General features: G+C 67.7%; 6 protein-coding genes. 1 reads left to right on the top strand and 5 read right to left on the bottom strand.

What is annotated here, in order from left to right; genetic code table 11:
- Window positions 1-106 precede the first annotated feature (106 nt).
- The 4 genes from queE to HUU94_RS00185 form a co-directional block, all read right to left on the bottom strand.
- Window positions 107-754: a 7-carboxy-7-deazaguanine synthase gene (gene queE, locus HUU94_RS00200; protein WP_174273126.1), complete on the bottom strand. Its 648-nt coding sequence runs from the start codon at window positions 752-754 to the stop codon at window positions 107-109.
- Window positions 751-1,470, bottom strand: coding sequence for a 7-cyano-7-deazaguanine synthase QueC (gene queC / locus HUU94_RS00195; RefSeq protein WP_174273125.1), 720 nt, complete (start codon window positions 1,468-1,470; stop codon window positions 751-753). The genes queE and queC overlap by 4 nt, the downstream gene beginning before the upstream one ends.
- Window positions 1,471-1,900: 430 nt before the next feature.
- On the bottom strand, window positions 1,901-2,806 hold the full coding sequence (locus HUU94_RS00190; protein ID WP_254601802.1) for an Hsp33 family molecular chaperone HslO: 906 nt from the start codon (window positions 2,804-2,806) through the stop codon (window positions 1,901-1,903).
- Between the two features lie 61 nt (window positions 2,807-2,867).
- Window positions 2,868-3,254 carry a VOC family protein gene (locus tag HUU94_RS00185; protein WP_174273123.1) on the bottom strand — a complete coding sequence of 129 codons (387 nt, stop codon included), beginning with the start codon at window positions 3,252-3,254 and terminating at the stop codon, window positions 2,868-2,870.
- A 150-nt stretch (window positions 3,255-3,404) separates the two neighbouring features.
- On the opposite strand from HUU94_RS00185, the gene HUU94_RS00180 reads away from it, so the two are divergent.
- Window positions 3,405-3,560, top strand: a complete 156-nt coding sequence (locus HUU94_RS00180) for a hypothetical protein (RefSeq protein ID WP_174273122.1) — start codon at window positions 3,405-3,407, stop codon at window positions 3,558-3,560.
- A gap of 147 nt (window positions 3,561-3,707) precedes the next feature.
- Here the strand turns inward: HUU94_RS00180 and argF are convergent, their stop codons facing one another.
- Window positions 3,708-4,643 (bottom strand): ornithine carbamoyltransferase, encoded by a 936-nt coding sequence (gene argF / locus HUU94_RS00175; RefSeq protein WP_174273121.1) that lies wholly within the window; start codon window positions 4,641-4,643, stop codon window positions 3,708-3,710.
- Window positions 4,644-4,651: the final 8 nt, after the last annotated feature.

The raw sequence follows: 4,651 nt of genomic DNA, 5'->3' as shown, positions 1-4,651 counted from the left end.
CGTCACCCCGGCCTTGAGCCGGGGTCCCGCTGCCTGCCGACGTTGAAGAAGAAGCGGGACCCCGGCTCAAGGCCGGGGTGACGGATCAACTTGAACAGGACAGAGCCTACCGCAGCCCGACCACCTTGTGGTTCTGGATCGAGAGCCGCCAGCGGGGGTGGCCGACGACGAACTTGATACAGGCCTCGCGCGCATCCTTCTGGCTGAAGCCGTCCATCGGCTGGACGAGGAAATGATCGAAGTCCCAGCTTTCGAGCGCGCGAAAATCGGTGCCGGGCTGCGGCCAGACCAGCTTGAGCTCGTTGCCGCTGCGCTGGACGATCTCGGTGCCCGCCTTGGGGCTGACGCAGATCCAGTCGATCCCCGGCGGAACGGGCAGCGTGCCGTTGGTCTCGATCGCGATCTCGAACCCGCGCGCCTTGAGCGCGGCGATCGCGGGCGCATCGAGCTGGAGCAAAGGCTCGCCGCCTGTGATCACCGCGAACGGCCGCGCGTCGGTCTGCTCCAGCCACTTGTTCCAGAGCTCTATCGCACGATCGGCGATCGCGTCCGCATCTGCGTAGCGCCCGCCGTTATCGCCGTTGGTGCCGACGAAATCGGTGTCGCAGAATTGGCAGTCGGCCTTGTGGCGATCGGCCTCGCGCCCCGACCAGAGGTTGCAGCCGGCAAAGCGGATGAATACCGCGCGCCGCCCCGATTGCAGGCCCTCGCCCTGCAGCGTCAGGAACATCTCCTTGATCGCATAGCCGCTCATGCCGCTTCGGCCGCATAGAGGGTGGGGTCGGGAAGCGCCGCCTCGGCGAAGCCCCTGGCGCGTAGCCGGCAGCTATCGCAGCGGCCGCAATGCTTGCCGTCGACGGGATCGTAGCAGGACCAGCTCGCCCGCGCATCCAGCCCGAGCCGCGCGGCCTCGGCGGCGATCTGGGCCTTGGTCATATGGAGTAGCGGCGTCTCGACCCGGATCGCGCGCCCCTCGGCCCCCGCCTTGGTCGCGAGCTTCGCCAGCGCCTCGAAGGCGGCGATGAAATCGGGGCGGCAATCGGGATAGCCCGAATAATCGAGCGCGTTGACGCCGATGTGGATGCTCGCCGCGCCGCTGGTCTCGGCGAGCGCGAGCGCCAGGCTCAGGAAGATCGTGTTGCGCGCCGGCACGTAGGTCACCGGGATGCCGGGTCCGACGCCGTCCTTGGGCACCGCGATATCGGCGGTCAGCGCCGATCCGCCGAAGCGCGTGAGATCGAGCGGCAGCACGACATGGCGCTCGGCACCGATCATCGCGGCCACCCGCGCGGCGGCCTCGAGCTCGATGCGGTGGCGCTGGTTGTAATCGATCGTCAGCGCGACGACGCCGAGCCCCGCCGCGCGTGCCAGCCCCGCGACCACCATTGAATCGAGCCCGCCGGAGAGCAGCACCACTGCGAGTGGTGGATCTGGCGCGCGCGGCGGATCGGAGGTCGGGGAAGTCGCCATCTGCCGCTCAGATAGAGCGCGGACCGCGCCGTTCCAAGCGGATTGCCCAAAAGATGGGCCGCCCTTCCGGAGAAGAGCGGCCCAGTGAGGCCGTTGCGGCCACTTAGGGAGGACAGCGCCCGAGGGGGGCGGACGCTGAAACCTCCTTATACCGCATTAGCTAAATAGCAGGTTAACGACCCCATGTTCCGTATCGAAGGATATCCCTGGAGCTGTACTCCGATACGAGCCCTCGATACGCTTAAGGAGCTACTCAGTCTCTCCTCAGCAGGAGCAGGTAACGCTAAAATCGTCTGCTAAAGTCTATACCGTTGACGTTGAACTCTCGTCACCCCGGCCTTGAGCCGGGGTCCCGCTGCCTGCCGACGCTGATGAAGAAGCGGGACCCCCGCTCAAGGCCGGGGTGACGTCGGCTTGAACAGCACAGCCTCTAGGCGCCGATCGCCTCGAGCGTGAAGCGGCTGGCGCAGAAGGCGCAATCGACGTGGACCAGCCCCGCCTCGTCGGCCATCGCGAGGCGATCCTCCTCGGGCATCTGCGTGATGACGCTGCGGACATGATCGGGATCGCAGCGGCAGCCGCGCGACAAGGCGACCCCGGGCAGCGTGCGCACCTCATCCTCGTTGAACAGCCGCCAGACGAGCGTTTCCAGCGGCAGCGCGGGATCGGCGAGCTCGCCGCCGGTGACGGTGCGGCCGAGTGCTGCGACATGCCCCCATTCGGGATGGTCGAGCCGCGTGTGCAGCCGCTCGCGCCCCTCCTCGCCCTCGGGCAGATGCTGGATCATGATCCCGCCCGCGATCAGCGCATCGCCCGAACCCGCTCCGCCGCGCCGTTCGACCCCGATGCGGACGAGGCTGGGAATCTGCTCGGACTGCGCGAAATAGCTTTCGGCGGCGTCGGCGAGGCTCGCGCCCTCCAGCGGCACGATCCCCTGATAGCGCTCGCCCGTCACCGCCTGATCGAAGGTGACCGCCAGATAGCCCTTGCCGAACAATGCGAACAGCGACGGCTGCTCGGGCAGTTCGGCGAGCCGGTCGGGATCGTGCCGCAGATAGCCGCGCATCTCGCCGCCGCGATAGTCGCAGACCAGCAGATCGATCGCGCCGCCCTTGGTCTGCGCCTGCACCGTAAGCTGGCCCTCCTTGTCCTTGAGCGTCGCGCCGAGCAGCGCGGTCAGCACCAGCGCCTCGGCGAGCACGCGCTCGATCACCGGCGGATAGCCGTGCGCCGAGAGGATCGTCGCCAGCGTCGGCCCGAGCCGCACCACCCGCCCGCGCGCATGGCGATCGGGCAGCGTGAAGGCGAGGACGGTGTCGATGGGCGGCGTGACCATCATCGCGATGTGGGTGCTCGTCGCGGAGTTTCCACCAAGACAGCCCTCGTTTGCCAGAGCCTCACGTATGTGGCGCCACCTCATATTTCATCGCGCCAACGTCGTTGCCCTCGGTATCGAGGAACCGGACCAGCGTGCCGACCGTGGGAATCGTGCCGGGGCCATGGATGATCGTGCCGCCGTTGGCTTCGACCGCCGCGACGATCCCCTCGAGATCGTCGACCGAGAAACTCGGCTCGAAGCCGTTAAGCCCGATGCCGGTACGGGGAACATGGCGCTGGTGCATCAGCCCCTGGATGCCGGGCGAGGTTTCGTCGCCGGTGTGGATCAGGTAGAAGCCCGGCGGCCCCCAAGGTTCGAACGTCCAGCCGAACACCGCCTCGTAGAAGGCGCGGGCGCGATCGACATCGTCGACATGAATGGCGAAGGACGCAAGATTGTTCGGCATGAGCGGAAGGCTATGCCGCTCGCCACCGCATCGCAATCCCGCTGTTTCGATTCTCGACGGCGCGAAAACGCCGCGGCGCCGCCGACGAGCCGTTCCTCGCGATACGCTCCTCGAAGAGCAACCTGCCCGCTGGGCGGCGGATGGCAGACCATGCGTAGGATCGCCGGCTATGCCAGCACCTTCGTCGCCGCGTTGCGCCACAGCTTCGGCATGATGCCCGGTCAGTATTTCGCCGCCGATCGAGCGCAGCCATGCCAGGCCGAGCCGCACGAGGATCGCGATTCGGATAGCCACGGAAGGATATGAAGGCGACGCCCCGTCACGCCTGGAATCCTCGTTCGCGATACCGCGCGACACCCGCACGCGATTCGCCGTTTCGAAGCTGAGCGAGAGCATGGACATACGCGATATTGTACACGTTATGTTCCGTTTGTCAATCCCCATTTCATTCGTTCAGCCGAGCTTGCCCAGGCACCACAGCAGCACCGCCTTCTGCGCGTGCAGCCGGTTCTCGGCCTCGTCCCAGATCGCCGATCGCGGGCCGTCGATCACCGCGTCGGTCACTTCCTCGCCGCGATGCGCGGGCAGGCAGTGGAGGAAGAGCCCGCCGGCATCGGCCCGCGCCATCAGCGCCTCGTCGACCCGATAGGGCGTCATCGCGGCGAGCTTGGCCTCGGCGTGCGCCTGCCCCATCGAAATCCACGTATCGGTGACGACGACGTCCGCGCCCCGCACCGCCTCCCCGGGATCGCGCGTCAGCAGCGGCGGGTGGTTGCCCGCGCGCGCGCGCGCCGCCGCGACGATCGCGGGATCGGGGTCATAGCCCTCGGGGCAGGCGGCGGCGACCTCGAAGCCGAGCAGGCTGCCCGCCTCGATGATCGAGGCGAGCACATTGTTGCCGTCGCCCAGCCACGCCCAGCGCGTGCCCTCGACGGCGCCCTTGCGCTCGATCACCGTCAGCAGGTCGGCCATGATCTGGCAGGGGTGGCTCCTGTCGGTGAGGCCGTTGATCACCGGCACCGTGGCGTGCGCGGCGAGTTCCTCGACCTTGGCATGATCGTCGGTGCGGATCATGATCGCGTCGACGTAGCGCGACAGCACGCGCGCGGTATCGGCGATGCTCTCGCCGCGGCCGAGCTGCATCGATCCCGCGTCCATCACGATCGTCGTGCCACCGAGCTGGCGCATCGCCATATCGAACGAGACACGCGTGCGCGTCGAATTCTTCTCGAAGATCATCGCCAGCGTGTGGCCGACGAGCGGGGCATCGGCATCGGCGCGGCCCTTGGTCCAGCCGGCGCGCGCCTGCTTGCGGCGCCGCGCCTCGGCGAGCATCGCGCGGAGCGCGGGCGCGCCGGCGTCGGCGAGATCGAGGAAATCTTTCTTCATGTCAGTCA

Source organism: Sphingomonas bacterium, from assembly GCF_903644055.1.
GTDB lineage: Bacteria > Pseudomonadota > Alphaproteobacteria > Sphingomonadales > Sphingomonadaceae > Sphingomonas_I.
This window is presented reverse-complemented; position numbering and strand designations above follow the sequence as displayed.